The 26465-nt window shown below is 64.7% G+C and carries 24 protein-coding genes; 5 read left to right on the top strand and 19 right to left on the bottom strand.

The features are described from left to right. Window positions 1-72: 72 nt before the first annotated feature. From xerC to ACYVNQ_RS25540, 4 genes are read right to left on the bottom strand one after another with little or no spacing between them, the layout of a single operon-like run. The gene (gene xerC, locus ACYVNQ_RS25555; RefSeq protein WP_460905989.1) at window positions 73-999 is read right to left on the bottom strand and encodes a tyrosine recombinase XerC; all 927 of its coding nucleotides are present in this window, start codon (window positions 997-999) and stop codon (window positions 73-75) included. 28 nt (window positions 1000-1027) lie between these two features. Then, on the bottom strand, window positions 1028-1747 hold the full coding sequence (locus ACYVNQ_RS25550) for a DUF484 family protein (protein ID WP_460905987.1): 720 nt from the start codon (window positions 1745-1747) through the stop codon (window positions 1028-1030). Window positions 1748-1795: 48 nt separating this feature from the next. Then, the gene (dapF, locus tag ACYVNQ_RS25545; protein ID WP_460905985.1) at window positions 1796-2653 is read right to left on the bottom strand and encodes a diaminopimelate epimerase; all 858 of its coding nucleotides are present in this window, start codon (window positions 2651-2653) and stop codon (window positions 1796-1798) included. 37 nt (window positions 2654-2690) lie between these two features. Further along, window positions 2691-3575, bottom strand: coding sequence for a lipid A biosynthesis lauroyl acyltransferase (locus tag ACYVNQ_RS25540; RefSeq protein ID WP_460905983.1), 885 nt, complete (start codon window positions 3573-3575; stop codon window positions 2691-2693). Between the two features lie 293 nt (window positions 3576-3868). Between ACYVNQ_RS25540 and metK the strand changes: the two genes are divergently transcribed. Then, the gene (metK, locus tag ACYVNQ_RS25535) at window positions 3869-5059 is read left to right on the top strand and encodes a methionine adenosyltransferase (RefSeq protein ID WP_460905981.1); all 1191 of its coding nucleotides are present in this window, start codon (window positions 3869-3871) and stop codon (window positions 5057-5059) included. A 123-nt stretch (window positions 5060-5182) separates the two neighbouring features. Here metK and ACYVNQ_RS25530 read toward each other — a convergent pair whose 3' ends face one another. Then, the gene (locus ACYVNQ_RS25530; RefSeq protein ID WP_460905979.1) at window positions 5183-5539 is read right to left on the bottom strand and encodes a hypothetical protein; all 357 of its coding nucleotides are present in this window, start codon (window positions 5537-5539) and stop codon (window positions 5183-5185) included. A 398-nt stretch (window positions 5540-5937) separates the two neighbouring features. Between ACYVNQ_RS25530 and ACYVNQ_RS25525 the strand changes: the two genes are divergently transcribed. After that, entirely contained in the window at window positions 5938-6699 is a 762-nt protein-coding gene (locus tag ACYVNQ_RS25525; RefSeq protein WP_460905977.1) for a phytanoyl-CoA dioxygenase family protein, read from the top strand. A gap of 85 nt (window positions 6700-6784) precedes the next feature. Here the strand turns inward: ACYVNQ_RS25525 and ACYVNQ_RS25520 are convergent, their stop codons facing one another. Next, window positions 6785-6988: a DUF3185 family protein gene (locus tag ACYVNQ_RS25520; RefSeq protein WP_460905975.1), complete on the bottom strand. Its 204-nt coding sequence runs from the start codon at window positions 6986-6988 to the stop codon at window positions 6785-6787. Window positions 6989-7284: 296 nt separating this feature from the next. Here ACYVNQ_RS25520 and mgrA point away from each other — a divergent pair, with 296 nt between their 5' ends. Beyond that, window positions 7285-8328: an L-glyceraldehyde 3-phosphate reductase gene (mgrA, locus tag ACYVNQ_RS25515; protein WP_460905973.1), complete on the top strand. Its 1044-nt coding sequence runs from the start codon at window positions 7285-7287 to the stop codon at window positions 8326-8328. Between the two features lie 164 nt (window positions 8329-8492). Here the strand turns inward: mgrA and ACYVNQ_RS25510 are convergent, their stop codons facing one another. From ACYVNQ_RS25510 to ACYVNQ_RS25490, 5 genes are all read right to left on the bottom strand, one after another. Next, window positions 8493-8675, bottom strand: a complete 183-nt coding sequence (locus ACYVNQ_RS25510) for a hypothetical protein (protein WP_460905971.1) — start codon at window positions 8673-8675, stop codon at window positions 8493-8495. Between the two features lie 297 nt (window positions 8676-8972). Continuing rightward, window positions 8973-10250 (bottom strand): MFS transporter, encoded by a 1278-nt coding sequence (locus ACYVNQ_RS25505; RefSeq protein WP_460905969.1) that lies wholly within the window; start codon window positions 10248-10250, stop codon window positions 8973-8975. A 143-nt stretch (window positions 10251-10393) separates the two neighbouring features. Beyond that, entirely contained in the window at window positions 10394-11998 is a 1605-nt protein-coding gene (locus ACYVNQ_RS25500) for an efflux transporter outer membrane subunit (protein WP_460905967.1), read from the bottom strand. 5 nt (window positions 11999-12003) lie between these two features. Next, window positions 12004-13284, bottom strand: a complete 1281-nt coding sequence (locus tag ACYVNQ_RS25495) for an efflux RND transporter periplasmic adaptor subunit (protein WP_460905965.1) — start codon at window positions 13282-13284, stop codon at window positions 12004-12006. Window positions 13285-13320: 36 nt separating this feature from the next. Then, window positions 13321-16500: an efflux RND transporter permease subunit gene (locus ACYVNQ_RS25490; RefSeq protein WP_460905963.1), complete on the bottom strand. Its 3180-nt coding sequence runs from the start codon at window positions 16498-16500 to the stop codon at window positions 13321-13323. 425 nt (window positions 16501-16925) lie between these two features. Between ACYVNQ_RS25490 and ACYVNQ_RS25485 the strand changes: the two genes are divergently transcribed. After that, window positions 16926-17138, top strand: a complete 213-nt coding sequence (locus ACYVNQ_RS25485; protein WP_460905961.1) for a hypothetical protein — start codon at window positions 16926-16928, stop codon at window positions 17136-17138. A gap of 66 nt (window positions 17139-17204) precedes the next feature. After that, window positions 17205-18227 (top strand): serine/threonine protein kinase, encoded by a 1023-nt coding sequence (locus ACYVNQ_RS25480; RefSeq protein WP_460905959.1) that lies wholly within the window; start codon window positions 17205-17207, stop codon window positions 18225-18227. 88 nt (window positions 18228-18315) lie between these two features. On the opposite strand, the gene ACYVNQ_RS25475 is transcribed toward ACYVNQ_RS25480, so the two are convergent. The 8 genes from ACYVNQ_RS25475 to ACYVNQ_RS25440 all read right to left on the bottom strand — a co-directional run bounded on the left by ACYVNQ_RS25475 (window position 18316) and on the right by ACYVNQ_RS25440 (window position 26451). Next, window positions 18316-20391, bottom strand: coding sequence for a DUF3857 domain-containing transglutaminase family protein (locus ACYVNQ_RS25475; protein ID WP_460905957.1), 2076 nt, complete (start codon window positions 20389-20391; stop codon window positions 18316-18318). A 246-nt stretch (window positions 20392-20637) separates the two neighbouring features. After that, on the bottom strand, window positions 20638-21033 hold the full coding sequence (locus ACYVNQ_RS25470; RefSeq protein ID WP_460905955.1) for an XRE family transcriptional regulator: 396 nt from the start codon (window positions 21031-21033) through the stop codon (window positions 20638-20640). Further along, on the bottom strand, window positions 20957-21505 hold the full coding sequence (locus tag ACYVNQ_RS25465; protein ID WP_460905953.1) for a type II toxin-antitoxin system RelE/ParE family toxin: 549 nt from the start codon (window positions 21503-21505) through the stop codon (window positions 20957-20959). The genes ACYVNQ_RS25470 and ACYVNQ_RS25465 overlap by 77 nt, the downstream gene beginning before the upstream one ends. 178 nt (window positions 21506-21683) lie before the next feature. Continuing rightward, entirely contained in the window at window positions 21684-22733 is a 1050-nt protein-coding gene (locus ACYVNQ_RS25460) for an XdhC family protein (protein ID WP_460905951.1), read from the bottom strand. After that, entirely contained in the window at window positions 22706-23272 is a 567-nt protein-coding gene (locus tag ACYVNQ_RS25455; RefSeq protein ID WP_460905949.1) for a CoxG family protein, read from the bottom strand. The genes ACYVNQ_RS25460 and ACYVNQ_RS25455 overlap by 28 nt, the downstream gene beginning before the upstream one ends. Before the next feature lie 36 nt (window positions 23273-23308). Beyond that, window positions 23309-24496: a vWA domain-containing protein gene (locus tag ACYVNQ_RS25450; protein ID WP_460906099.1), complete on the bottom strand. Its 1188-nt coding sequence runs from the start codon at window positions 24494-24496 to the stop codon at window positions 23309-23311. A gap of 143 nt (window positions 24497-24639) precedes the next feature. Beyond that, a complete protein-coding gene (locus ACYVNQ_RS25445; RefSeq protein ID WP_460906097.1) occupies window positions 24640-25536 on the bottom strand; it encodes an AAA family ATPase in 897 nt (298 codons plus the stop codon). 114 nt (window positions 25537-25650) lie between these two features. Continuing rightward, entirely contained in the window at window positions 25651-26451 is an 801-nt protein-coding gene (locus ACYVNQ_RS25440) for an FAD binding domain-containing protein (RefSeq protein ID WP_460905947.1), read from the bottom strand. Window positions 26452-26465: the final 14 nt, after the last annotated feature.

Raw genomic sequence — 26465 nt, 5'->3', positions numbered from 1 at the left:
GTTGGTTGGGTCGAAGGTTCGACGGATTCTGCGCGGGGTTGAAGCGGCGGCGCCCTCCAACCCTGCCCGCCGCTAATCGCGTTTTTTCGCCCGCGGATGCGCCTGGTCGTAAACCTTCGCCAGATGCTGGAAATCGAGCGACGTATAAACCTGCGTCGCGGTAATGCTCGCGTGGCCGAGCAGTTCCTGCACGGCGCGCAGGTCGCCGCTCGACTGCAGCACGTGCGTTGCGAACGAGTGGCGCAGCACGTGCGGATGCACGTTGGCCGGAATGCCCGCCACCAGCGCCGCGCGCTTCACGCGCTCGCGCACGCTATTGGGCGAGATGCGCTTGCCGCGCGCGGACAGAAACAGCGGATACGGATCCAGCCTGACGCATTCGCCGCGCACCGCGAGCCACGCGCGCAGCGCTTCGAGCGCCTTGCTGCCCACCGGCACGACACGCCGGCGGTCGCCTTTGCCGAGCACTTCCACTTCGCCCGCATCGAGCTTCAGCCAGCTGACCGAGCGATAGCCGTCCGCTTCGGCGAAATGCACGTCGAGCCCGACCAGTTCCGCGAGGCGCAAGCCCGACGAGTAAAACAGCTCGAGCATCGCGTGATCGCAGATGGCCTCCGCGGTGCCGGCCACCGGCGCTTCCATCAGCCGGTGCGTATCGTCGACCGACAGCGCCTTGGGCAGCGTCTTCGGCTGTTTCGGCGCGCGCACCGTGGCCACCGGGTTGGCCGGCAGCTCGACGCGCCCGCCCAGCCACCGGTAGAACGCGCGCCACGCCGACAGCCGGTGCGCAATCGAGCGCGCCGACAGGCCGCCCGCATGCGCGCGCACTACTGCGCCGCGCACGTCGGTGGCCGTCAGGCTTTCCAGCGGACGGCCTTTGGCGAGCGTCATCAGCGCTTCGAGTTCGTGCGTGTAGCCGCGCAGCGTATGGGTGGACAGCCGCCGTTCATGCTCGAGGGTCGACAGATACGCGGCAATCGGGTCGGCGGGCGTGGTCACGGGTGGCGGTGGTCGGCAGGCCGCGCGTTCAGCGCGGCAGCAGGCGGCTCAAAGCCGCGCTGGCCAGCGAGCCGATCTGCGTCAGGAAATCGGTGGCCATGCCGTCGTGGAAGCGCCGCGGGTCCGGCGAGCCCATCACCAGCAGACCGAACACGGCCGCCGGATCGGTGCCTTCCGGATCGCGCAGCGCGATCAACGAAATCGACTCGGTCGGCCCGTTGGCCGGCGCCGCCTCCACCGCATCGGTCGGCGCTGCCGCCGCCGGCGACGCAATCGTCAACCACTGCGCGGCCTCGAAGCCGGTATTCGTGCCGCAATACGGCGTGGCGAGACTATTGGCGAAAATGCGCACTTCCTCGCCGACTTGCCGCGTGAAGTCCGCCTGCCCATACGAATCGGCGACATCCCACACGCGCAGTGACGCCTGCGGTACGTCGAACACCTCGCGCAAGCCGTGCGAGATCGTGCGCGGCAGTGCGTACGGGTCGCGTTCCGCCATCACGCGCGCGGTCCAGCGGTTGAATTTCGCCGAGATGCTGTCGTTCTCGTGACCGTAGCGCAGCAGTTCCGCCAGACGCCGCTCGAGCAGCTTGTTCTTCTCCCGCAGCATTTCCATCTGCCGCTCCTGCAGCGACACCGCGGCCTTGCCGTGCGGGTTCGCAAGCTTGACTGTCGCGAGCAATTCCGCGTGGTCGGCGAAGAATTCTGGGTTGGCGAGCAGATAGTCGGCGACTTCGCGATCGTTCATATTTTCAGCCATAAGGCCGCGCCGGATTGTGCGCAGCGGTCAAGGTAATCAGTCGGCAAGTTCGATCTCGCCCTCGAACACCGTCGTGGCGGGGCCGGCCATCAGCAGCGGTTCGGCGCGGCCGCTCCACGAGATGGTCAGCGTGCCGCCGTGCGCATGCACCGTGACCGGCGCATCGAGCAGGCCGCGGCGCACGCCCGCGGCAACCGCCGCGCAGGCGCCGGTGCCGCACGTGAGGGTTTCGCCGGCGCCGCGTTCATACACGCGCAGCTTGATCTCGTGGCGCGACACGATCTGCATGAAGCCCGCGTTCACGCGCTGTACGAAGCGCGGATGCAACTCGACGAGCGGGCCTTCGAGCGCAACTGGGAACGCCTCGACGTCGTCAACCACCTGCACCGCGTGCGGATTGCCCATCGACACCACCGAGATCCAGCGTGTCGTGCCGTTCACGTCGAGCGGCCACAGCGTGTCGGCGCCTTCGCGGCGGCCTTCGAGGCCGTGCGTATCGAACGGCACCTGGGCCGGCTCGAACACCGGCTCGCCCATATCGACCAGCACTTCGCCGTTGTCCTGCATGGTCAGCTTGAGCACGCCGTTTTGCACCTGCACGCGGATGCTGCGCTGGTCCGTGAGGCCAATATCGCGCACGAACTTGACGAAGCAGCGCGCGCCGTTGCCGCAATGCTCGACTTCGCCGCCGTCGCAATTGAAGATGCGGTACCGGAAATCGACGCCGTCGATAGTCGGCTTTTCGACCAGCAGCAACTGGTCCGCGCCGACGCCGAAATGGCGGTTCGCCAATGCGCGCACCTGCGCGGTGCTCAGCTGGATCGGTTGCGAATAGCCGTCCAGCACGACGAAGTCGTTGCCGGCGCCCTGCATTTTGGTGAATTTGAGTTTCATGCCGCTATTGTAAGTGACGCCGGAGCGCTGCCCCGGCTCAATAAAAGCTCGGCTCGCCGGGCGGGCGCGTCTTGAAGCGCTTGTGCACCCAGTAATACTGTTCGGGCATGCGCAGAATCAGCTCTTCGAGGAACGCGTTCATGCGCCGTGCGTCGGCTTCGGCGTTGCCGGTCGGGTAGTTTTCCCACGGCTTGAACACCTTTAGCCGGTAGCCCTTGTAGTCCGGCAGCACTTCGCCGATGAACGGCAACACCTGCGCATGCCCGACCTCCGCGAGACGGCCGACGGCGGTCAGCGTACAGGCCGGCACGCCGAAGAACGGCACGAAGGCCGAATTGCGCATGCCGTAGTCCATATCCGCGCCGAGCATCACCGGCTTGCGGTCGCGCAGCCAGCGCAGCACGATGCGCGCGCTGTCGGCGCGGCTCGCCATCTCCGCGTCGAAGCGGCCGCGCGCCTGTTTCGCGACGGCTTCGAACTCCGGGTTCGACATCGGCTGATACAGCGAGCCGCAGGTCCGCTGCAGCGCATAGTTCAGAAAGATCGAACCCGCCTCGATGCCGACGAAGTGGAAGCCCAGCAAAAGCGTGGGCGGCATGTCCGGGTCGGTGAGATCGACCTCGCTGTCCACCTGGGTCAGCCTGGCGAGCTTTTTCGCCGAACCGAACCATTGCACGCTGCGCTCCACGTAGCTGCGTATGGCATGGCGAAAGTGCTTCTGCGCGACGTCTTCGCGCACTTCGTCGCTCCAGTGCGGGAAGCACAGCTTCAGATTGATATGGACGATGCGCCGGCGCCGGCTTGGAATCTGATACAGCAGCCAGCCGAGCCTGTCGCCGAACCGCGCGATGAGCCCGTATGGCAGCAGCGCGAGGAACTTCAGAAGCCCGATGGCCAACTTCGTCCCGAGGCGGCTCAGCATGCGGCCCCGCGGCGCGAACGCGCAAACGGCTGCACGCCGCGCATCTGAACGGTAGTTGTAAAGGGATACGGCACGCGTGGTTACTCTGTGACAGTTGGAAGAAGTCGCTATAATACGGGCTTCGCCGAGTTAATAGACAACTTGCGGGGCGAGGCCAGCAGCGCATTTATTCTTTATTTATGCGTCGCCGGTAAGGAAGTCCGCTAAAGCGTCGCCGCTCCAGGCTCTGGAAGCTGGCTACGTGAAACTCAACCGTATCCAGTCATCTGGACACCCATTCTGGAGCCTCAAACGTGGCAAACGACTACCTCTTCACCTCCGAATCCGTCTCCGAAGGCCATCCCGACAAGGTCGCGGATCAGATCTCCGACGCGATTCTCGATGCAATCCTGACGCAGGACAAATACTCGCGCGTAGCGGCAGAGACGCTGTGCAACACGGGTCTCGTCGTGCTGGCAGGTGAAATCACCACCACCGCGAACGTCGACTACATCCAGGTCGCGCGCCAAACCATCAAGCGCATCGGCTACGACAATACCGATTACGGTATCGACTATCGCGGCTGCGCGGTGCTGGTCGCGTACGACAAGCAGTCGCCGGACATCGCGCAAGGCGTCGACCGCGCGCACGACAACAACCTCGACCAGGGCGCCGGCGACCAGGGCCTGATGTTCGGCTACGCGTGCGAAGAAACGCCCGAACTGATGCCGCTGCCGATCCACCTGTCGCACCGCCTCGTCGAGCGCCAGGCGAATCTGCGTCGCGACGGCCGTCTGCCGTGGCTGCGTCCGGACGCGAAGTCGCAGGTCACCGTGCGCTACGTCGACGGCAAGCCGCATTCGATCGACACGGTCGTGCTGTCCACCCAGCACGCACCGGAAATCGAACTGTCGACGCTGCGCGAAGCCGTGATCGAAGAGATCATCAAGCCGACGCTGCCGGCCGACCTCGTGAAGGGCGACATCAAGTTCCTCGTGAACCCGACCGGCCGGTTCGTGATCGGCGGCCCGCAAGGCGACTGCGGTCTGACGGGCCGCAAGATCATCGTCGATACGTACGGCGGCGCGGCGCCGCACGGCGGCGGTGCGTTCTCGGGCAAGGATCCGTCGAAGGTCGACCGTTCGGCTGCTTATGCGGGCCGTTACGTGGCGAAGAACATCGTTGCCGCCGGTCTCGCTTCGCGCGCGCTGATTCAGGTTTCCTACGCGATCGGCGTGGCAGAACCGACTTCGGTGATGGTCAACACGTTCGGCACCGGCCGCGTGTCGGATGCGACGATCCAGCGTCTCGTGCTCGAGCACTTCGATCTGCGTCCGAAGGGCATCATCCAGATGCTCGACCTGCTGCGTCCGATCTACGAAAAGTCGGCAGCGTACGGCCACTTCGGCCGTGAAGAGCCGGAATTCACGTGGGAAGCCACGGACAAGGCGCTGGTGCTGGCTGAGGCCGCCGGCACGGAGCCGGTCGTGGCGCTCGCGGACTAAGCGCCAGGTTTGAATTCTTGCGTGGCGAAATGCCGCGCAAGAGTCCAGCGGAATTTCATAAACACCCTGTCGGCGGATATGCCTACAGGGTGTTTGCGTTTACGCAGCTTCGCTGCGGCGGCCTTAGCGGCTCAGGAACGCGAACCATCCGGTACTGGTGATCGAAGTGCGGCGCGGTTTGCGGCTCATGCTGCGCGCGACCACCGGTTCGTGCCGCGCGCCGGCAAGACGCAGCGGCAGCGGCTTGCGCAGCAGCGTGCGCAGCGAAAAGCGCCGCGTGGCGCCCTGTACGCGCAATGCCGAAAAGAACGTGCGAAACCACGTGCGGATATTGTCGACCGGGCGCGTGTCGCGCCATTGTTCGGCAAGCGCCCGCGTACGGGCGGAATGATGCCGCAATGCGCGCACGACGCGGCGGCGCGCGGGACGCGCAGCGTAAATCGCAGCGCGCGTGAGTCTGGTGCTCAGAAAAGTGTGCATGGCGTGTGATTCAGGCGGCGCAGCGCGTGGGCGGGAGAGGTGCGGCGATTGGTGCAGCAACCGTGCCAGAAACGCGCGTGGAAATGCCTGACAAATGACAGGAGAGGGCTGCAGCAGTCTCGAAAGGCTGTGCGCACAACGAAAAGCGGGGGCGTGCAATCAACATGCATGCAGGCTACACGCGATCCATGACCACCGGAAGTCGGGTTTTTACCCTTGCCATCATGTTTTAAACGCTGCGGAAAGAGCGCAGATGCCGCCCGATCGCGCCCTTTACGAGCGAAATACGTGCATCGTTGCGCGCACAACGTGCAGGCTGCCCATCTGCGGTACCTGTCCGCGGCGATCGCGCCCGTTTTACAATCGTGTTTTGGCTGCCCCATACCGCAAGCGAAATCATGTCAGTCCAACCGAAGAAAGAGCAGGTACAGGTGCTGCGCGAGCAGGGCTTTGTGGTCGTGCCGGGCCTGCTGTCGCCGCAGCGCTGCGCGGAGTTGAAAAGCGTCGCGCTCGAACAATTGGCGCTGGCCGCGGCGCCGGTCGAATTCGAAGCGGATCTGCGCTATCCAGGCGCGCCGGAATCGAAGCACGCGCCCGGCGGCCACACGGTGCGGCGCCTGCTCGACGCATACGGGCGCCACCCGCGCTATCGCGAATCGGCCACCGCAGCGGAAATTCGCGGCTGGATGGAACTGTATTTCGGCGAAGAGCCGCGTCTCTCGCGCACGCACCACAACTGCATGATGACCAAGCACCCGGCGTACGGCAGCCTGACGGGCTGGCATCGCGACGCGCGCTACTGGTCGTTCGAGCGCGACGATCTGGTTTCGGTGTGGTTTGCGCTCGGCAACGAGACGGTCGACAACGGCGCACTATGGTTCGTGCCTGGCTCGCATACGGCCACGCTGATGTCGGAACGCTTCGACGATGCGAAATTCTTCCGCTCCGATCTGCCGGAGAATCAGGCACTGATTCAGACTGCGGTGTCGCCGGAATTGCACACGGGCGACGTCGTGTTTTTCCACTGCAACACGCTGCATTCGGCCGGCAAGAACGTGACGAACGACGTCAAATTCTCGCTGGTGTTCACGTATCACGGCGCGAGCAATGTGCCGTTGCCGGGCACGCGTTCGGCGTCGCAGCCGGACGTGGCGTTCTGAGCGTCTTGAACGTGCGGCGCGACGAGCGGAAGCACGGTGCGTGAGCGCCGCAACGCGCCACCTCACGAATCGCCCGCCGCTCCGCTCAACGCCTGCCGGACATCGTGAGCCCGATCAACCCGGCGATGGTCGCGACCACGCCACCCGCGATCAGCCAGATCGTCTTGTTGGTCGGCGCGCCGGTGAACACGCGCGACACGTCGTTACTAAACGAATGAAACGACTGTCCGCCGAAATACAGCAGCACGACGCCGCCAACGATCAATGCGATGGAAATCGCCCTGGTCATGCAATGACCTCCGTCAAGGTTGATGAGTCGCCGCAGTGTAGGGGAGCGTTGCCGGCGCGTCTATCGTGCGGGGCGCGACGATCCCGCAGTCTGGGCGGTTATGATGCGCGTAGGCAGTACGCGCGCGGTTTGGCTAACATAGCGCACTCGTCGCAGCACATCTCATACGAATCCTCAGCAGGGCAGGCGCGTGGCGCTTTCTCGCATTGCGGCGCCACGTTGTCACCTGCGTCGTCATGCGCGCCGTTACGTGATTTCCTGCCTGTTCATCACATCAAGCATCAAGGACTCGAGCCATGGCTTACGAAGCAGCTTCAGCACGCTATTCCGACATGCAGTACCGCGTTTGCGGCAAGTCCGGTCTCAAACTGCCGGCGCTGTCGCTCGGCTTGTGGCACAACTTCGGCGACACCACGCCGCTAGCCGTGCAACGTGAACTCCTGCGCACCGCATTCGATCTGGGCATCACGCACTTCGATCTGGCGAACAACTACGGGCCGCCGTACGGCAGCGCGGAAACTAACTTCGGCCGTCTGTTCAAGGAAGATTTCAAACCGTACCGCGACGAACTGCTGATCTCGTCGAAGGCGGGCTGGGATATGTGGCCGGGCCCGTACGGCCAGGGCGGCGGCTCGCGCAAGTACGTGCTGGCGAGCCTCGACCAGAGCCTGCAGCGCATGGGCCTCGACTACGTCGACATCTTCTATTCGCATCGCTTCGATGCCGATACGCCGCTCGAAGAAACCGCCGGCGCATTGGCCACGGCCGTGCAGCAGGGCAAGGCACTGTATATCGGCATCTCGTCGTACTCGCCGGCGAAAACCAGCGAAATGGTCAAGCTGCTGCGCGAATACAAGGTGCCGCTGCTGATCCATCAGCCGGCGTACAACATGCTGAACCGCTGGATCGAGCACGAACTGCTCGACACGCTGGAACAGGCGGGCGCCGGCACGATCGCATTCACGCCGCTCGCGCAGGGTTTGCTGACCGGCAAGTATCTGAATGGCGTGCCGGCCGACGCACGGGTCAACAAGGCCGGCGGCGATTCGCTGAAGCAGGAGCATCTGAACCAGCAAAACCTCGAGCACGTGCGCAAGCTGAACGATATCGCGCAACGCCGCGGCCAGAGCCTTGCGCAGATGGCGCTCGCATGGACGCTGCGCGATCCGCGCGTCACGTCAGCGCTGATCGGTGCGAGCAAACCGGAGCAGGTGCGCGAGAACGTCGGCGCGCTGAAGAACCTCGCGTTCTCGAAAGACGAACTGGCGGAAATCGATCGCCACGCGCTGGAAGGCGGCGTGAATCTGTGGGAAAAGCCGTCGACGGATCAGCGGGTTTAAGCGGCTTAAGCGGTATCCCGCAACCGGCATCGCACAGGCTTGAAGTCAGGGCTTGGGCAAGCTTCAAACGGAGCCCAAAATAAACACACCAAAAGCCGCCGCGAGGCGGCTTTTGCGTTGCGGGCCGGCTCGGCTGAAGAACCCGCCGGACCCGTCGCGTTGCGCTATACGAGCGCCGGCAATCCTTCGACCAGCACCACCGCGAACATCACGCCTAGTATCGCGCCGAGCACGCGTAGCCCGTTATGCTTGAGTTCCGACTTGCACGGCAGCGCGCCAAGGAACAACATGCCGGCGAGTGCCATCGGAATGACCAGAATGAAGTCACTGACTGTGAAGTAGGTCATGTTCGTCTCCTTCTCTACTACTTGTGGGCGCAGCCGTCTGCGTCGTTCTGGTGTTCTTATGATGCGGCTGCAACACTCACATTGAGTATAGGTGACGATGCCTACGCAAAAGCCCGCCGGCGCCCTGCCGCAAGTCCTTGTCACACGCGGCGGAACCGCGCTGGGCGGGCCTGAGCGGGCAGCGCGGCAGGCCGTGGCTGGCGCGTTACGTGCATGTTGCTCTCTTACGTCAAGCTTTCCGAATATGCAATTTGTTGGCGCTGGAAGCGCTTGCTGCGCGCGCGTCGCCGACGCTGTTCATGCGGCGCCGATACGCTCCTGGCCGCGCAACCAGAACGCTCCAACGATGCCGGTCAGCAGCAGCGCGGCAACCAGCCCTGCCACACCCGGCCATGCGAGCGACGTCCAGATTCGTCCGCCATACGAGCCGACGATGCTCGACCCCAGGTAGTACGCCAGCAGATATAGTGCCGCCGCCTGCCCCTTGGCTTCCTTCGCAAGCCGCCCAACCCAGCCGCTCGCCACCGAGTGCCCGGCAAAGAAACCAAACGTGAAGCATGCGATGCCGCCGGCGATGGCCGCGAGCGAATGCAGCATGGTTAGCGCGACGCCGATCAGCATGATGACGAGGCCGCCGGTCAACACGCGCGAGCGGCCGAACGTATCGGCCATGCGCCCGGACCATGGCGACGCGACCACGCCGGTCAGATACACGACGAAGATGCTGCCGATCGCCGCCTGGCTCAACTGGAACGGCGGTGCGAGCAACCGGTAGCCGATGTAGTTGTACAGCGTGACGAAGCTGCCCATCAGCACGAAGCCCATCAGAAACAGCAGACGCAAACTGGGCCGCGCGAGGTGGTGCAACAGCGCGCCGCGATGATGCGAGAAGCTCAGCCCGCGGCGCGGCACGAAATGGCGCGACGGCGGCAGCAGCGCGCGGAACGCGAGCATTGCGAGGATGCCGAGCACGGCGATCGTGCCGACCGATACGCGCCACGAGAACAGGTCCGCGACGATACCGGTGATCACGCGCCCAGCCATGCCGCCGATAGCGGTGCCGCCGACGTAAAGCCCCATCGCGAGGCCGAGCCCGTCGGGATGCACTTCTTCCGCCAGATAGGCCATCGCCACGGCGGGCACGCCGCCGAGCGCGAGGCCTTCGAGCGCGCGCAACAGCAGCAGCGTGTGCCAATGCGGCGTGAAGGCGACCGCGAGCGTGAGCAGCGACGAAGCGGTGAGCGACGCGGTCATCAGCTTGTGGCGGCTCCATCCTTCGGAGACGAAGCCCGCTGCGAAAACCGCGAAGGCCAGCATCGCGGTGGTCAGCGACAACGACAGACTGCTTTGCGCGGGGCTCACGCCGAACGTCGCGGTGAACGCGGGCAGCAGCGGCTGCACGCAATAGAGCAGTGAAAACGTCGCGTAGCCGGCGAACAGCAGCGCGAGGCTGGCGCGCCAGTACGCGCGCGTGCCGCGTTCGAGATAAGGGATGCCGGGCGTGGAAGGGGACGAGGCTGACGAAGATGGAGCGGCGCTAGCAGTGCCTGCGCCGGATTCCGGTGATGCGGTCACGAACGGGGTCCTTCTGAAAAGCTGACGAAGGCTAAACGATACGCCGATCGTAATGCATGTGTCGGCGAAACAGGCGGGGAGAAATGGCGCGGGGCAGCGTGCGCCGCCCCGTGTGCACAGAAAAATGCGTCTGGCAGCGTCCGCTAGCTGCTTGCGGCCGCCGGTGCGCTGGCAGCCTTGGGCGTATCCGGCTTGCTGTCGGCGTCCGGATGGACGAGTTGCTCGTCGGTGGGCAACGCGGCGACATCCCACCCGCCGCCGAGCGCCTTGATCAACGCAACGCTTGCAGCCATCCTGCGCCGCGCGATCGTCACCGCCTGTACCTCGTTGGTGAGCGCGGTGGTCTGCGCGACGACCACGTCCAGATAGGTGATCGCGCCGTTCTTGTAGCGATCGGAGAGGATCGCCAGCGAGCGCTGCGCGGCCGATACCGCCTGGTCTTGCGCCTGCGCTTCCTGCTCGAGCACGCGCAGCGCGGCGAGATTGTCTTCGACCTGGCCGAACGCATCGAGCACGGATTGCCGGTACTGCGCGACGCTCGCGTCGTAGTTCGCGATCGCTTCTTCTTTCTTCGCGGCGCGCCCGCCAAAATCGAGCAGCGTGCCGGCGAGCGTCGGGCCAAGCGACCAGATGCGGCTGGGCGCCATCAGCCATTGGCTGTAGTTGGTGGCTTCGAAACCGCCAGTCAGCGACAACACCAGATTCGGGAAAAACGCCGCCGTTGCGACGCCGATCTGCGCGTTCTCGTCGACGATATGCCGCTCCGCCGACGCAATATCGGGCCGCCGTTCGAGCAGTTCCGACGGCACGCCGGACGGCGTGACCACTGGCACTGCGGTGAGCGGCGCGACCGGCAGCGAGAACGTCGAAGGCGGCTGGCCGGCCAGGATCGCGATCGCATGCTCGAGCTGCGCGCGCTGCACACCAAGGTCGATCTGCTGCGCCTGCGTCGTGCGCAACTGCGTTTGCGCCTGCGCGACGTCGGCATCGGTCGCAATGCCGCCGTTCAGACGGTTCTGCGTCAGCTCGACGGCTTCCTTGTACGCGCGGATCGTGTCGTCGAGCAGCTGCTGTTCGCTGTCGATACCGCGCAGCTCGAAGTAGTCGGTCGCGAGTTCGGACTGCATCGACAGCAGCGCGCTTTGCACGTCGGCCGCGCTGGCCTGTGCATTCGCCTTCGCCCCTTCGACGCTGCGCGAGATGCGGCCCCACAGGTCCGGCTCCCACGACGCGTCGCCCTGCGCCAGGTAATCGTTCAGCGTGCGGCCCGAATTCGACTTGAACTCGATGTTCTTCGACGAGCGCACTCGCGAATAATCGGCGGAATAGCTGATCACCGGGAAGAAGCTCGAACGGAACTGGGCGACGGTCGCACGGGCCGAGCGGAACCGCGCCTCGGCTGCCTTCACGTCCTGGTTGGCTTGCGCGACCTGCAGTTCCAGCGCATTCAGTGCGGGATCCTGATAGATCTCCCACCACGCGCCGCGCAGCTGCGTATCGGCGGGTTGGGCGGGCTTCCAGCCGGTGCCGTCGAGTTCCTTCCAGGTCGGCGCGGCCGGTGCCGATGGGCGTACGTAGTCGGGCCCGAGCGTGCACGCGGCAAGCAGACCCGCGGCGGCGAGCGCGGCCGCCGCCGCGCTCAAGGTCGAACCGGCGCGGGTGCGCAGCGAGGCGAAGCCAGCCGCGGCTGGCCTGACCGGCGAGGCCATCGGCGCGAACACGCGGCGCAGCGAACGGGCGGAACGCATGCGCATTACTCCGCCTGCGCCGGACGTGCCGCCGCCTGTTCCGGCTGCGCGGCGGCAGCAGGGGCGCTGGTCGCGCCGCTAGCCGGGTGCGGCGCGTTGGCCTTGCTTTGCACGATGCGCACCGGCGCGCCATCGACGATCGAATCCTGCGGATTCAGAATCACCTGCTCGTTGCCCGCCAGCCCCGAAGCGATCGCGACGCGCGTGCCGTAGTCGGTGCCGAGCGACACCTTGACGAGCTTCACGCGCTGCTGGTCGTCGACGGTGGCGACCTTCACGCCGTCCGGACGGAACAGGAAAGCGTTGCCGGGCAGCGTGTACGGCGACGACTGCGAGCTCAACGCGAAGTGCACCTGCGCATACGCGCCCGGCAGCAGATCGCCGTTGCGGTTGTCGACCGCGACTTCCACCAGCATCGTGCGCTGCGTCTGATCGACTGCCCCCGACGTGCGCGCGACCGTGCCCGGGTAATGTTTGGTCGGCGATTCTGTGAGTGTCAGATAAGCGGTCTGCTGCGCGCGAATCTGCTGCGAGTACGCTTGCGGCACGTTCACGTACACCCGCAGCCGGTCCGCCTGCGCGACGTGGAACAGTTCCTTCGCCGGTCCGCCGGAACTGCCCGCGTCGATCAGCGCGCCGACGTCGACGTTGCGCGCGGTGACGATGCCGTCGAACGGTGCGTAGACCTTCTGGAACGACTGCGTCTTTTCGAGGCGCGCGACGTTAAAGCGCGCCGCATCGAGCGTGCCCTTCTTCGCCAACATGTCGCCGACTTTCTCGTCGGTTTCCTGCTTCGAGACCGATTTGCTTTTCAGCATCTCGCTCCAGCGCTCGGCGGTGCTTTGCGCGAGCGCGTAGTTCGCCTGCGCGTTGGCGACGTCGGCGCGCGCGGAGCGCAATTGATCATCGACTTCCGGCGTATCGATTTCGGCCAGCAGTTGCCCCGACTTCACGTGCGCGCCGATATCCGCATACCACTTCTTCAGGTAGCCGTTGGTGCGCGCGTAAATCGGCGTATCGAGGAAGGCCTGCACATTGCCCGGCAGCACCAGATCGAGCGCCGCATCCGACTTCTGCGGATGCACGACCTCGACGCTCATCCTCGCCGAGTGCTCGGCTTCGCGCTCGAGCGACGCGTGCGCTTCGCGGCGCGACCAGATGCCTTGCACGGCCAGACCCAGCACGACGATGACCGCGAGCGCGGCAAGCCAGCGCGTGCGCTTCGTCGAAGCTTCCGGCGCGGTGCCGCGGCCGACCGCGGATTCATCAAGAGGTTTGCCTTCCATCAACGCTCCATAACTAACGGTTGCCGCTTCTGTGCGTCACGGCTTTTGCACGACGTGCGCCGCGGCCTGCTGGCGCCGCTCGGCAAGCCGCCTGTAGATCATCGAAAACACCACCGGCACGAACACCAGCGTGGCCAGCGTGCCGATCGTCAGACCGCCGATCACCGCGCGGCCGAGCGGCGCATTCTGTTCGCCGCCTTCGCCCAGACCGATTGCCATCGGCACCATGCCGATCACCATCGCGAGTGCGGTCATCAGCACCGGACGGAAACGTGTGAAGCCCGCTTCGATTGCGGCGCGCACGGCGTCGCCGTGTTCGAGCAGTTGCTCGCGCGCGAAGCTGACCACCAGGATCGAGTTCGCGGTCGCAATGCCGATACACATGATCGCGCCGGTCAGCGCCGGAATCGACAGCGTCGTATGCGTGAGGAACAAAATCCAGACGATCCCCGCGAGCGCGCCCGGCAGGCCGGTAATGATGATGAACGGATCGAGCCACGACTGGAAGTTCACGACGATCAGCAGATACACCAGCACGATCGCGAACACGAGGCCGGCGAACAGGCCGTTGAACGACGAGTTCATCGTCTGCACCTGGCCGCGCAGCTCGATGGTCGAGCCCTTCGGCAATTGGGCTTTCGAATCCGCGATGATCTTGTTGATGTCGTCGGACACCGCGCCGAGATCGCGGCCGTCGGCCGTGCCGTAAATATCGATCGTGGTTTGCGCGTTGTAGTGCGTGAGCACCGCGTTGCCGGCCTGCCGGTGCATCGTCGACAGCGCGCCGAGAATGTTGCTGTGGCCGTTCGCGGTAAGCGGAATGTTGGCGAGCGACTGCAGCGAATCCATCGTGTACTGCGGCGCTTCGGTGATCACGTTATAGCTGACGCCGTTGCGCGGATTGAGCCAGAAAGTCGGCGTGGTCTGCTGGCTGCCCGACAGCGTGATCAGCAGATCGCTGGCGACGTCGTGCTGCGAAAAGCCGGCCTGCTGGGCGCGCGTGCGGTCGACGTCGATGAAGATGCGCGGCAAGTCCGCGGGCTGCTGGATGCGCGCATCCGCGAGGCCCGGGATGTTGCGCAGCTTGTTCAGCAGCTGCGCGGCGAACACGCGATTGGCCGCCACGTTGCGGCCGACGATTTGCACGTCGATCGGCGAGGGCGCGCCGAAGTTCAGCGTCTGGCTGACGATGTCCGCCGGCAGGAACGAGAACTGCACGCCGGGGAATTCGTCGGTCAGCGTGCGGCGCAGTATGCGCACGTAGTCGGCAGTCGGACGATGGTCTTCGTTCAGCGCGATCAGGACGTCCGCATCCGATGTGCCGATCGTGCCGGTGTTCGAGTACGACAGGTTGATACCCGACACCGGCAAGCCGATGTTGTCGATGATCGAATGCAGTTCGTCGCGCGGAATCAGCTGGCGAATCCGCGTATCGACGCGATCGGTGATGACCGCGGTTTCCTCGACGCGCATGCCGGTTTTCGCGCGCAGATGCAGCGCGATCGTGCCCGCGTCGACCGACGGGAAGAAGTCGCGGCCGAGAAACGGAATCAGCAGCAGCGACAGCAGACAGCACACCAGAAAGCCGGCGGTGAACGGACCGGGACGTGCGACGCGCGCCACCAGAAAGCGCCGGTAGCGCTCACGCAGAACCGAAAAACCGCGCTCGAACGCGAGGTGCACGCGCATGAACGGGTTGCGCGTTCTCGCGTGCGCGTGCATGTCCTCGGGACGATGGTGATTGCGCAGCAGATACTTCGCCAGCGTCGGCACCAGCGTACGCGAGAAGAAGTACGACGCGAGCATCGCGAACACCACCGCTTCTGCAAGCGGAATGAACAGATAGTGCGCGACGCCTGAAAGCAGGAACATCGGCACGAACACGATACAGATCGACAAGGTCGACACCAGCGTCGGCACGGCGATCTGGGCGGCGCCATCGAGAATGGCCTGTTCGAGGTTCTTGCCCTGCTCCAGCTGATGGCTGATGTTCTCGATCGCCACCGTCGCATCGTCGACCAGAATCCCGACCGCGAGCGCGAGACCGCCGAGCGTCATGATGTTGATCGTCTCGCCCAACGCCGACAGCGCGATGATCGACGTGATCATCGACAGCGGAATCGATACCGCGATGATCAGCGTAGCGCGCCAGCTGCCGAGAAACAGCAGGATCATCAGGCCAGTCAGGCACGCGGCGATCAGCGCCTCGCGCAGCACGCCCTGCACCGACGCGCGAACAAAGATCGATTGGTCCGCCACCGGATCGATCTTCATTGACTCGGGCACAAGGTTGTGCAGGATCGGCATCATCTCCTTGATGCGGCTGACGATCTCGAGCGTCGACGTATTGCCGCTCTTGTTGATCGTCAGCAACGCCGCACGCTGGCCGTCCACCCGCACGATGTTGGTCTGCGGCTGGAAGCCGTCGCGTACGTGCGCGACGTCGCGGATATAGACGGTGCCGTTCGCGGTGGTCTTGATCGGAATGTTGTTCAGACCCGCGAGCGAATCCGGGCTGCCGTTCATCTGCACCGAGTATTCGGTCGAGCCGATTTTCGCGGTGCCGGTCGGCACGATCAGGTTTTGCGCGGTGATCGAATTGACCACGTCCATCGGCGACAGATTGCGCTCCTGCAGCTTGCGCGAATCGATGTCGACCATGATCTGCCGCTGCTTGCCGCCATAGGGCAGCGGTGCCGATGCGCCCGGTACCGTCGCGAGTTCGGTCTTCAGGAAGTTATTGCCGTAGTCGAACAGTTCCTGCTCGGTAAGCGTCGGCGACGATAACGCGAGCCGCAGAATCGGGACCGTCGACGCGTTGTAGCGCAGGATGTTTGGCGGCGTGATGCCGGCCGGCAGCGAACGCAGTTGCGATTGCGACAGTGCCGTGACCTGCGCGAGCGCTTCCTGAATATTTGCGTGAGGCTGAAAGAAGATCTTGATGACCGCAATGCCATTCAGCGAAGACGATTCGACGTGCTCGATATCGTTGACGCTCGTGGACAGGCTGCGCTCGTAATTGAGCACGATGCGCCGTTCCATCTCGTCTGCGGGAAGACCCTGGAATGTCCAGATCACCGATAGAACCGGAATATCGATGTTCGGGAAGATGTCGGTAGGCGTGCGCAGGATCGTCAGCGGCCCGACGATCATCAGCAGCAGCGCGAGAACGACAAACGTATAGGGGCGCCGCAGCGCGAGACGAACTATCCACATGTACGGTGCGGTCCGTTGAGGGCCGAAGGGACGGCGCCGCCGAGGCAGCGAGCGTAGCGCCGGCGCGGCAAGCTGGTCACCGCGCGCGACAGGAATATAACGCGTATCGTAGTGTACATGTCCAGTTTCGCGAGTTGCATGCCGAACGGTTTATCATCGGTCTGTTACTGCACGTTACAAGTCAGCGTTTCGTAAGTCGAATTTATGGCGGACGTCATTGAATTAATGGGCACGCCCTTTTTGTTTATGGTTTGAACGCGCGTGTAATGTGGTATCAATGATGACGTAACAAACCGGTGGTAACTATGAGCCTGCCCCTTTCATTTTCGAATCGGGTGCGTGCACAACGGTTCGCACGAAGGGCGTTTTTATCGTCACATTGACCGGCGCAATCATAAAGCCGGCAGATGGAACGGGGAAATATCATGCAAGTCGGTTCTATTGTTCGTTCCGTTCATATCGCTGTCCCGCACGGCGCACGCGGCATCGTGATGCGCATTCTCGGCGACATGGCCATGGTCACCTGGTACGCAGGCGAACCCGGCACGTCCACGCAACTGAGCACCGAACCCTTCTTTCTCGAAGACCTGATCGACACCGGCGACCTCGTGCGTCCGGCCGGTACCCAGGTCCACTAGGCGAGTGCAACGCCGCGTGTGCGCTGCAACGCTCGTCACAGACGGCGGCGCGGCGCACAATGCGGCATGAACGACGAAACCCACGATCCCGAGGGCAGCGCCGCTGTCCCCTTCGCCCGGCTCACGCCGGAACGCGTGCTCGATGCGCTCGACACCGTGCTGATGACGGTCGGTGTACGCACTGACGGCCGCATGCTGCCGCTCAACAGCTATGAGAACCGCGTGTACCAGATCGGCGTCGAAGATGGCGCGCCGGTGGTCGCCAAGTTCTACAGGCCAGAACGCTGGACCGATGCGGCGATTCTCGAGGAACACGCGTTCGTCAGCGAGCTTGCTGCGCGCGAGATTCCGGCGGTGCCGGCGCGTGAGTTTGAAGGCCGCACGCTGCATGAATTCGAGGGCTTTCGCTTCTCGATCTTCGAGCGTCGCGGCGGCCGGGCGCCGGATCTGGACCGGCGCGATACGCTCGAGTGGCTGGGGCGGTTCATCGGGCGCATTCATGCGGTGGGCCGCACGCAGCGCTATGTCGAACGGCCGACTCTCGACATTCAGAGCTTCGGTTATGAGTCGCGCGAGTTCCTGCTGACGGAGGGCTTCGTGCCGTCGGACCTGCGCGAAGCGTGGCTTACGGTAGTGAATCTCGCACTGGAAGGCGTCGAACAGGCGTTTGAGCGTGCGGGCGAAATCGACTTGTTGCGCACGCACGGCGACTGCCACCCGAGCAACGTGCTATGGACCGACGCAGGGCCGCATTTCGTCGATTTCGACGACAGCAGAATGGCGCCCGCCGTGCAGGATTTGTGGCTGTTGCTGCCTGGTGAGCGCCACGAGGCGTCGCGCGCGCTGACCGATCTGCTTGCGGGCTATGAGGACTTCTGCGAGTTCGAGCCGCGCGAACTGCATCTGGTCGAAGCGCTGCGCACGCTGCGGCTGATTCACTACGCGGCGTGGCTCGCGCGGCGCTGGAACGATCCGGCGTTTCCCGCTGCATTTCCGTGGTTCAACAAACAGCGCTATTGGGAAGACCGCATTCTCGAATTGCGCGAGCAGATCGGCGCGATGCAGGAAGGGCCGCTGTGGCCGGTGTGATGCGTGCCGGTGCGGTTGCGGCGGTTGCTGCGGGTGCCGCGCCGTAAGCCTGCGATGCTGCAATTGCGTCAAACGGTGCGGTGCGCGTTCAAGGCGCTTCAGCGACGACTTTCGATTGCCTTGCCGGTTTAAAGACCGGCAGCTCGTTTTGTGCGGAGCCGTTCGACGCGGCCGGCGCTGCCGCGCCGGCGCGCGCGGTGCCCGGCAGCGTCGATTTGACGATGACCTGCGCACGGACATCCCGCCCGATGGTTTCCATGCCCGCCCGCATTTGTGCGAATTCGCCGGGCGAACACACTTCGCTTGCAAAGCGCGTGCTGCCGTCGCGTGTCATCGTGATTGCGTTCGACGCGCGATCGTAGCGGTAGCTCGAGCGGAAATCGACGAAATGGTCATCCGCCTCTGCGGCTTCGGGCATGTCCAATACCTCGAAGTTCGCGGGTAGTGCGATGCGCGCGCGTTCATGCAGCGCCACATTGCGGCAGATGAATGGCTGCGTGCGCTGCCGTTCGCCCAGCCAGTAGCGCGCATCCGACTGGAAACCGCCGACGAAACTGGTCAACGCCGGAATCGACGCGGCAGCGCCCGGCAACACGAAATCTTCCAGCGTGCCTTTCATGGTGATCACCAGCGGACCTTCGGCGACGTCGAGGCCGTTCGTGGCGAGTGTCGCGCTGCCGGTCAGATTGACCGAGCGTAGCTCTGCCTGAATCGATTCTTCGCGCTGCGCGGGCGTTTGCATGCGCAGCAGCGTACGCGCCTGCTCCGCGGCCCAGCCGTTTGCTTCTAGCTGATAGACGAAGCTTGCCGAGCCGTCCGGCGCGACCGTGATCGTCAGATCTGTGTTGCGCGCCATTGCTTCGGTTGCCGGTGTATGGGCCAGCGTGCCCTGGTTGACCAGCACCGCGGGCCGGTTCATATCGCCGGCAGGCAGATAGCCGAAGCCGACATTGGGCGCGGTCGAATCGGCATAGATCTGCAGGTCGGGCAGCCAGGTGATCACATGATTGAGCACGCCGAAGCCGGGCACGGACGGCAACGAATAGATCGAGCCGCTGTTGATCAGCGCGGGTTCGTTGCGGATGCCGACGGCGTCCAGCAATGCGCCGTATAGCGCGACATGATCCTTGCAATCGCCGTAGCGCAACTTGAGCACATCGGCGGCGCGATGCGGTACGACCGCGCCGCGCCCCACGTTGACCGCGACATAGCGGATGTTCTTGCGCACCCAGTCGTACAGCGTTTTCGCCTGCGCGCGCGGTGTGGAATCCGCGGCGGTCAGCGTACGCGCGAGCTTGCCGATCGCGGCGTCGTTCGCGCTCGGATCGATTGCCGATGCGCGGTATGTCGCGGCAAAGTCCGCGTAGTCGCGATAGGTCGACACCATCAAGCGGTCGCCGTAGCTCACATACGAGATCGAGCCGTATTCGAGGCGGCCGAAGCGCGCCTTGTCGTAGCGAAACACATAGCGGGTGCGGCCGTCGCGCGTGACCGCCGGTTCCGCGGTGAAGCCGCGAGCATCGGAGTAGAGCGGCTTACCGGCCGGCAGGTCGTAGATCAGCGTGAAATTGTGCGTGGGCGCGAGATCGGGCGGCGTGAAGTCGCTGAAATAGCCGGGCACGATCGGCACCTGCTGGTTTTTGCGGTACTTCAGATGGACGCGTGCGCCCGGCTCCACCGCGGGAAATACGATCACCTTTTCGAGGATGTCCTGGAAGGTCGGCGCGTCGAACGAGCGGGCTTCCTGCACGTCGCGGATCTGCTCGGGCTGGACGTCATGGCGTACGCCATCGGCGCCTGTCGTGTAAGCCTCGAGAATGTCGACGCTCGCCATATTGCGGTTGAACCAGATGTAGTACTGCGCCACGCGCGCCACGCCGGCTTCGGTATTCACGCGCAAGGTCATTTCGTCGACCTTCGCATATGAACCGTCTGCGTTGACGGTGAAGGTTTGTGTCTCCCGTTCGTTTGTGTACGGCTCGACGGGCTGGGCGCTCGGGTTGGTTTCAGCGCTGGAAACCGTGGGCGGGTTGGCGAACTGGTTGGAAAGCGGCCCGCCGCCGGTCGAAGCAGAGCCGGTGTTGCCGCTTGCCGCCGCTGCGCCGCTGCTCAACTGTGCAGCGACGACAAGGGCAGACGCAAAGAAACGCGTGAGGTTGCGCATGAGGTCGGATCAGCGGGCAAATGAGGAGCGGGCAAATGAGCTGGCGGAGGACCGGGTAATAGCGGACAAACAAGCGGGCGATGTTCTTGCGAAGCCTCAAGTCCATTGCGACACTTAAAGTTTCCACAAATCTGTTGTCAAGCGGCGGGCGCACACAGGCCTGCAACAGCACGATAACGCTGAAGACACGAGCGCGCACGGCGTCCGCCGGCAGCAAGCAGTACCAAGGCGCAGCGCGCGGTGACACTAACCGCGCGACGCCAGGCGTTTGGGTGCATCCACTTGCTGAGGTGCTTCTTCCTGCTGCGCTTCCCGGTGCTGCACGGCGTCTTCAACGGATGTGCCCAGATTGGCCAGCTTCACCGCACCATCGGGAAAGCGCGCGATGATCTCGAGCTCACCGCCTAACGCGCGGATATGGTCGCGCAGCGTGGACAGGTACATGTCCGAGCGCTGCTCGAACTTGGCGACGCTCGGCTGCTTCACCTGCAGCGCCGCCGCCAGTTCTTCCTGCGACAGGCCGCGCGCGCGGCGCAGATCGCCGAGCGCCATCTCGGCCATCAGCTCACGCGCCTTCTCGTCGGCGCGGGCTTGGGAGGCGGGTGACATTTTGGCCCGCAAATCGGCAAACTTCTTGGCCATGATCGTTTTCCTCTTTCAATTGCGCGAGATGCTCGCGAAACAATGCTTCGGCATGCGGAATGTTCCGTTCGTACCAGCGGCCCTGGCCGGTCTTGTTGCCACCCAACAGCAGGATGGCGGTGCGCGTGGGATCGAACGCATACAGCACACGATAGGGTTCCCCCTCATGCTGGACGCGCAATGCGCGCAACTGACCAAACTGTGAGCCCTTTATCTGGCTCGAATACGGATGACGCAATTCCGGACCGTACTCTTCGAGCAGCCTGACTGAAGCCGCAACCGACTCCTGTTCGGACTCGCCCAAAGCGTCCCACCACTCGCCGAAGAAGTTGGTGTATTCGACGTTCCACGACATAAATATAGCCTCCGGTGAATATTCCGTCAAGGGAATGATTGACGGAAATTTCGACGTGGCGGCACGGCGGCCGGCACGCACGCCGCTGCCGGCGCGCGCGGCGCGGCTCGGCAGCAATGAGGCTTTATGCTAGGGATATCGAGGTTGGTCGGGCAGTCAGCCGAATGGCTAACGATGGGGAGCGAGGGCGTCGCAACGTGCCATGGAGGCAATGGCAGCGAGCAAGGCCACTGCAAGCGTGCCTGCGGCCACCGCACGTCGCATGCGCCAGCCGGCAGGCGGTACCGCTTTCTATCTATCGATGCGGTGCGCTGAAGTCGGCCACGACGCCGCACACCGTACCGCCGTTCGCGGCGATTTCACGCGCGGCCTTTGCGCCTTCCACCTGCAGCAGCGTCGGCAGCGATACGCCGTTCTTGGCAGCCGTGACCTCGGCGAGAATCGACACCGCGATTTCCGGCGGCGTGCGGCTGCCGATATAAATGCCGACCGGCCCATGCAGCCGCGCCAGTTCGGTATCGGTCAGATCGAATTCCTTCAGACGCTCGCGGCGCGCCGCATTGTTGCGGCGCGAGCCCAGCGCGCCGACATAAAACGCAGGCGTCTTCAGCGCTTCCATCAGCGCGAGGTCGTCGAGCTTCGGGTCGTGCGTGAGTGCGATCACCGCGCAGCGTTCGTCGAGCTTCATGTCGAGCACGGTATCGTCGGGCATCGTGCGCACGATCTTCGTGCCGGGCACGTTCCACTCGTCGGTGTATTCTTCGCGCGGGTCGCACACCGTCACCTGATAATCGAGGCCCACGGCGATGTTGCACAGATAGCGCGACAGCTGCCCGGCGCCGATCACCAGCATCCGGTAGCGCGGCCCGTGAATGGTCAACAGGCGCAGTTCGTTGAAGTCGACGCCGTCGGTGGCCTGCGCCGGACCGTAATGCACCGCGCCGTTCGCCATGTCGAGTGTGCGCGCCACCAGCCGTCCGTCTTCGACCGCCTCGCACAGTTCGGCAATGCCGCTTGCCAGCGTCAGCGGTTCGAGCACCAGCTGGATCGTGCCGCCGCACGGCAGTCCGAAGCGATGCGCCTCTTCGGCACTGATGCCGTATTTGACGGCTTCCGGCCGGGTCTGCTCGATACCGCGGCGGCGCACGCGGTCGATCAGATCGTCTTCGATGCAGCCGCCCGATACCGAGCCAACCACCAGCCCGTCGTCGCGCACCGTCAGCATCGCGCCTTCCGGCCGTGGCGAAGAACCCCACGTCTTCACCACCGTGACCAGCAACGCCCGGTGGCCCTCTTCGAGCCAGCGTGCGCTGGATTTCAGGACTTCGAGATCCACGCTGTCCATGATTTCTTTCCTTTCGTTTCGGTGCCGTCCGCGATTTGCGCGGTGGCGTCTGTTTGCTCGTCAGCGTGGGCGGAAGTATCGCCCGCGCCAGCGTCCGCGCCGGTTACCTGCGCGCTGAAGCGCTTGAAAAATTCGCCGGCGATCTTGCGCGCGGCGCCGTCGACCAGCCGTGAGCCGATCTGCGCCAGCTTGCCGCCCACCTGTGCGTTTGCCGTGTAGGCAAGCGTGGTGGCTTCATCGCCATCCGGCTCGAGGGTTACGTGGGCGTTGCCTTTGCCGAAGCCGGCCGCCCCGCCCTGACCTTCGAACACGATGGTATACGTATGCGGCGCGTCGATGTCGGTGAGCAGCATACGCCCTTTGAAGCGCGCCTTAACAGGACCGACCGACGCACTCATCGATACCACATACGCATTTTCGCCGTCGGGATCAATGCTTTCGCAGCCCGGAATCGATGCGCGCAGGATCTCGGTGTCGTTCAGCGCTTCCCACGCACGTTGTTGCGGGACGGGCAGCTTATAACTTTCGGTCAATTCCATGGCGTCGCTCCTGAGGATATCCTCACGTTTGCCGGGTTACGGCCTCGCGCGGGTCAGCTGGGTCAGTTGGGCCAGATCGCGGCCGAATGCGGCGAGGCTGTCGAGATTATGAACTGGCCGGTGTGCATCCACGTGCGGCAGGATCGCCTGCACGCCGCGCGCTTTCGGCGTGAATTCGCGGTAGCGCAACAACGGGTTGAGCCACACGATGCGGTGCGCAAAGCGGCGCAGGCGGGCCATTTCAGCGCTGAGCAGGTCGATCGCTTCGTGATCGAGACCGTCGGTCACGAATACAACGGTCGCCCTGCCGGCGAGCACGCGACGTGCCCAGCGCCGGTTGAATTCGGCAAGCGCCGCGCCGATGCGCGTGCCGCCGGACCAGTCCAGCACCTGGTCGGTAAGCGCGGCGATCGCCACGTCCGGATCGCGTTCGCGCAGCGCGCGCGTCGCGTTGGTCAGCCGCGTGCCGAACAGGAACACCTGCAGCCGTTCACGCGATTGCAGCAGCGCGTGGCAGAAGTACAGCACCGCGCGCGAATAACTGCTCATCGAACCCGAGATGTCGAGCAGCAGTACCAACGGCGGTTTGCGCTCCACTACGGCGCGGTATTTCCACACCGTCCAGTCGCCGCCGGCGCGCACCGCGTGCCGCGCACTCGCGCGCAGATCCGCGTGGGTGCCGCGCGAAGCCGCTTTCAGGCGCCGCGTCGGTTCCAGTGCCAGAGGCATCCGGTGGCTGCGGATCACATGGCGCAGCGTGCGCCATTCGTCTGCGGTGAGCGTGTCGAAGTCGCGGTGGCGTAAGCGCTCTTCGGCGCTGAAGGTGACGTGGGCGTGTAGCTCGTGCTGCTCGGTCGGCGGCGGGTTGCGCGCCTTGCTGGTTGCCGGTGCGCGTACCGCGAGCGCGTCGGCCAGCCGGTTGTTGCGCTTTGGCGGCGGCATGCCGTCGCCTACTTTTGGCAGCAGCAACGCGCGCAGCTTGCCTTCCCAATCCGGGTCGCGCCAGAACAGGTCGAAGGCAGCATTGAACAGGTCGCGCTCGTCAGGCGCGCACACGAGCAGCGCCGCCAGTGCCGAGCGTACGTCGTCGCGGCGTGTGAGGTCGATCCAGCGCAGTGCGGCGAGCGCGTCGACGGTTTGTGCCGGCGACATCGGCAAGCCGGCCGCGCGCAACAGCCGCACGAAATGCACGACGTTGCGGGCGATCGCAGGGAAGCCGGCTATCTCGGGGGTGTCTGGGGTGAGCGCGGATACCGGCGCTTGCGGGCGCGCGCGAGGCGATGCACCCGACACACCAGACACACCCAACGCCCCGCCCTGCGCGCCACGCACAATGTCCAGCCGGTCGTCGCGCCCAGGTCCGGTCGTCACGCGCGTGGCTCCGTGGTCGTCAGGCACTGTTCGATCTGCTCAGTGTTGAGTTGAGCAAGATCGTCCTGATACTTCAGCAGCACCCCAAGCGTGTCCTGCACCGATTGCGGATCCAGTTCCGTCACGCTCAACGCAGCGAGCGCGCGGCACCAGTCGATCGTTTCCGCGATGCCCGGCGCCTTGAACAGATCCATGCTGCGTAGCCGATGCACGAAATCGACCGCGCGCCGCTGCAGCTCAGCGCTGGTTTCGGGCGCGCGCGCCGCGACGATCGCCAGCTCGCGCTCGCGGTCTGGGTAGCCGATCCACTGGTACAGGCAGCGCCGTTTCAACGCGTCGTGCACTTCGCGCGTGCGGTTCGACGTCATCACCACGAGCGGCCGCTGGTCGGCTCGCACGGTACCGTACTCGGGGATCGACACCTGGAAGTCGGACAGCAGCTCCAGCAGAAACGCCTCGAACGGTTCGTCGGCGCGATCGATTTCGTCGATCAGCAGCACGCGGCGCGCGCCCGGGTGCTGCTCGTCGGGCAGCAGTGCCTGCAGCAGCGGCCGCTTCAGCAGGAATTCGCTGCGGTACAGCGTGTGGCTGTCCGGCCGCTCGCCGGCCGCTTCGGCCACGCGCAGCGCCATGATTTGCCGCGGGTAGTCCCATTCGTAAAGCGCGCTCGCGGTGTCGAGGCCCTCGTAGCACTGCAGCCGCAACATCGACGTGCCGAGCATGCCCGCCGCCGCCTTCGCCAGCTCGGTCTTGCCGACGCCCGGTTCGCCTTCGACGAACAGCGGCCGCTCCATGCGCAGCGCGAGGAACAGCGCGGTCGCGAGTTCGCGGCTCGCAAAGTAGCTTTGTGCGCCGAGTTGCGCGAGAGTGTCGTCGATGGAGGCGGGCGGCATGGCGATGGACATGATGGTCTCGAACGGAAAGCGCGCAGGCCGCGTTCACGCAGTGCTGCACGGCCCGGACGCGCCGGGCCATGCACTGCGCGACGGCAACGCGTAATCGATCGCCTAGCCGTTGGCCCGCTCGACCGCGCGTGCGGCGATGATCGGAATCAGGTGTGCACGATATTCTGCGCTTGCGTGCAGGTCCGTGTTGAGACCTTGCGCCGACACCGTCACCGCGCGCGCCGCGGCCGGCGAAAAGTCCGCCGACAACGCCTTTTCGAGTTCCGGCACGCGAAATACCGAAGGCGCCGCACCGGTTACCGCCACGCGCACGCTGCCGCCGGCCTGCTTCGCGACGAACACGCCGACCAGCGCGAAGTGAGAGGCCGGATTCCTGAACTTCTCATAAGCGGCCCGTTCGACCAGCGGGAACTCGACCGAGACGATCAGTTCGTCCGCGGCGAGCGCGGTCTCGTACATGCCGACGAAAAAGTCCCCGGCGGAGATGCGCCGGCGGTCGGTCACCACCGTTGCGTCAAGGCCGAGCACTGCGGCCGGATAGCATGCCGCCGGGTCGTCGTTGGCGAGCGAGCCGCCGAGCGTGCCGAGCGAGCGCACCTGACGGTCGCCGATATGCGCGGCGAGCTCGGCGAGGCCGGGCAGCAGGCGGCGCACGTCCGCGTGGCTCGCGACGTCCGCATGGCATACCGCGGCGCCGATCGAAACCATCTTTGCGTCTGCGCGGATTTCCTTCAACGCCGCGATGCGCGTCACGTCGATCAGCTGGCTCGGCTGCGCGAGGCGCAGGCGCATGGTCGGCAACAGGCTTTGGCCGCCGGCCAGATATTTGGCATCGGCGTCCGCTGCGAGCGCCGTTACCGCGGCTTTCGGGTCGGCTGCACGTTGATATTCGAAGGTGTACATGTCGGCTCCTCGGC

It is taken from the genome of Paraburkholderia jirisanensis (assembly GCF_054782355.1).
This window is presented reverse-complemented; position numbering and strand designations above follow the sequence as displayed.

Excerpts from the sequence above, each read along its gene's own strand:
- ACYVNQ_RS25480 (WP_460905959.1), top strand. The coding sequence starts at position 17,205 with ATGAACGACGAAACCCACGATCCCGAGGGCAGCGCCGCTGTCCCCTTC.
- ACYVNQ_RS25440 (WP_460905947.1), bottom strand. The coding sequence starts at position 26,451 with ATGTACACCTTCGAATATCAACGTGCAGCCGACCCGAAAGCCGCGGTA.
- ACYVNQ_RS25470 (WP_460905955.1), bottom strand. The coding sequence starts at position 21,033 with ATGGCCAAGAAGTTTGCCGATTTGCGGGCCAAAATGTCACCCGCCTCC.
- dapF (WP_460905985.1), bottom strand. The coding sequence starts at position 2,653 with ATGAAACTCAAATTCACCAAAATGCAGGGCGCCGGCAACGACTTCGTC.
- ACYVNQ_RS25460 (WP_460905951.1), bottom strand. The coding sequence starts at position 22,733 with ATGGACAGCGTGGATCTCGAAGTCCTGAAATCCAGCGCACGCTGGCTC.
- mgrA (WP_460905973.1), top strand. The coding sequence starts at position 7,285 with ATGGCTTACGAAGCAGCTTCAGCACGCTATTCCGACATGCAGTACCGC.
- ACYVNQ_RS25445 (WP_460906097.1), bottom strand. The coding sequence starts at position 25,536 with ATGCCGCCCGCCTCCATCGACGACACTCTCGCGCAACTCGGCGCACAA.
- ACYVNQ_RS25525 (WP_460905977.1), top strand. The coding sequence starts at position 5,938 with ATGTCAGTCCAACCGAAGAAAGAGCAGGTACAGGTGCTGCGCGAGCAG.
- ACYVNQ_RS25455 (WP_460905949.1), bottom strand. The coding sequence starts at position 23,272 with ATGGAATTGACCGAAAGTTATAAGCTGCCCGTCCCGCAACAACGTGCG.
- ACYVNQ_RS25510 (WP_460905971.1), bottom strand. The coding sequence starts at position 8,675 with ATGACCTACTTCACAGTCAGTGACTTCATTCTGGTCATTCCGATGGCA.
- ACYVNQ_RS25475 (WP_460905957.1), bottom strand. The coding sequence starts at position 20,391 with ATGCGCAACCTCACGCGTTTCTTTGCGTCTGCCCTTGTCGTCGCTGCA.
- ACYVNQ_RS25540 (WP_460905983.1), bottom strand. The coding sequence starts at position 3,575 with ATGCTGAGCCGCCTCGGGACGAAGTTGGCCATCGGGCTTCTGAAGTTC.
- ACYVNQ_RS25495 (WP_460905965.1), bottom strand. The coding sequence starts at position 13,284 with ATGGAAGGCAAACCTCTTGATGAATCCGCGGTCGGCCGCGGCACCGCG.
- ACYVNQ_RS25520 (WP_460905975.1), bottom strand. The coding sequence starts at position 6,988 with ATGACCAGGGCGATTTCCATCGCATTGATCGTTGGCGGCGTCGTGCTG.
- ACYVNQ_RS25490 (WP_460905963.1), bottom strand. The coding sequence starts at position 16,500 with ATGTGGATAGTTCGTCTCGCGCTGCGGCGCCCCTATACGTTTGTCGTT.
- ACYVNQ_RS25550 (WP_460905987.1), bottom strand. The coding sequence starts at position 1,747 with ATGAACGATCGCGAAGTCGCCGACTATCTGCTCGCCAACCCAGAATTC.
- ACYVNQ_RS25500 (WP_460905967.1), bottom strand. The coding sequence starts at position 11,998 with ATGCGTTCCGCCCGTTCGCTGCGCCGCGTGTTCGCGCCGATGGCCTCG.
- ACYVNQ_RS25530 (WP_460905979.1), bottom strand. The coding sequence starts at position 5,539 with ATGCACACTTTTCTGAGCACCAGACTCACGCGCGCTGCGATTTACGCT.
- ACYVNQ_RS25485 (WP_460905961.1), top strand. The coding sequence starts at position 16,926 with ATGCAAGTCGGTTCTATTGTTCGTTCCGTTCATATCGCTGTCCCGCAC.